The organism is Affinundibacterium seohonense (assembly GCF_014284305.1).
Lineage (GTDB): Bacteria > Pseudomonadota > Gammaproteobacteria > Burkholderiales > Burkholderiaceae_D > Undibacterium > Undibacterium seohonense.
Window position 1 is genome coordinate 1 of the sequence record NZ_JACOFW010000068.1, and the last position, 1,217, is coordinate 1,217.

Genomic DNA, 1,217 nt, shown 5'->3' on the forward strand with positions numbered 1-1,217 from the left:
GCATCGTCCATTTCTTTGCGGCCTGAGAGATGGCGAGATACACCACTTTCATAGCTGAGTCATCACTTGGAAATAGTTTTCTTCGCTTAGTCGCCGAACGGATGACACTGTTGAGAGACTCGATCGCATTGGTCGTGTAAATCGCCTTACGTATTTCTGGTGGGTATTCAAATAGCGTGCGCAGATTGATCCAGTGAGTCGTCCATGACTTGGCAATTTGTGGGTATTGCTCGCTCCATTGTTGACTAAATCGTTCCAACTCGGTCAATGCTTGGTCCTCTGTGGTGGCTTGATAAATGCGCTTGAGATCAGTAGTAACAGCTTTATAGTCTTTCCACGATACATACTTCAAGCTGTTACGCACCATGTGAACAATGCATAGCTGTACACGGGTTTCTGGATACTCGGCGGCAATCGCTTCAGGGAAACCCTTAAGGCCATCGACACAAGCGATCAGAATATCTTGCACGCCACGATTTTTTAGTTCGGTGAGCACAGATAACCAGAACTTTGCCCCCTCATTATCGGACATCCATAAGCCGAGCAGCTCTTTTTTGCCTTCCATGTTCACGCCAAGCGCCAAGTAAATTGCCTTGTTGATGACGCGCATATTGTCGCGAATTTTAATGACGATGCAATCCAAATAGACGATAGGGTAAATGGGGTCAAGTGGACGAGATTGCCATTGTGTGATCTGCTCCAGAACGCGGTCTGTGACCTTGGAAATCAATGTAGGCGACACGTCCGCGTCGTACATTTCTTTGAAGGTTTGCACAATTTCACGGGTAGACAGTCCCTTCGCGTACAGCGTCAGAATTTGATCGTCCATCGCAGTCAGGCGCGTTTGCCCTTTGCGTAAGAGCTGCGGCTCGAAGCTGCCGTCACGGTCTCGTGGCGTGAGAATTTCTACTTCTCCATGCGTACCTTTGAGACGTTTTGCAGTGCTGCCATTGCGTGTATTTCCACGCCCTGGCTTGCTATCCGAATGCTTCTCGTAACCCAAATGTTCGGTGAGTTCAGCGTTTAATGCGGTTTCTACAGTGAGCTTGACCAGCTCCCTCGAAAGCATATTCAGATCCGCTTCCGTCTTGATATCCTTGGCAAGCTCTTTTGCCAAAGCTTTCAGTTTTTCTCTATCCATTAAAATGTCCATCGGTAATTCCTCGCTCGAGAGGTTAATAGACCGTGGACATTTACACAAATTTATTCACAGGCTC

Annotated in this window: 1 protein-coding gene; it reads right to left on the reverse strand. The window is 47.7% G+C overall.

Going from position 1 to position 1,217, the window contains the following annotated elements; genetic code table 11:
- Window positions 1-1,141, reverse strand: a 1,141-nt coding sequence (locus H8K52_RS20580) for an IS256 family transposase (RefSeq protein ID WP_186924786.1), incomplete at its 3' end; no start/stop codon positions are given.
- Window positions 1,142-1,217 lie beyond the last annotated feature (76 nt).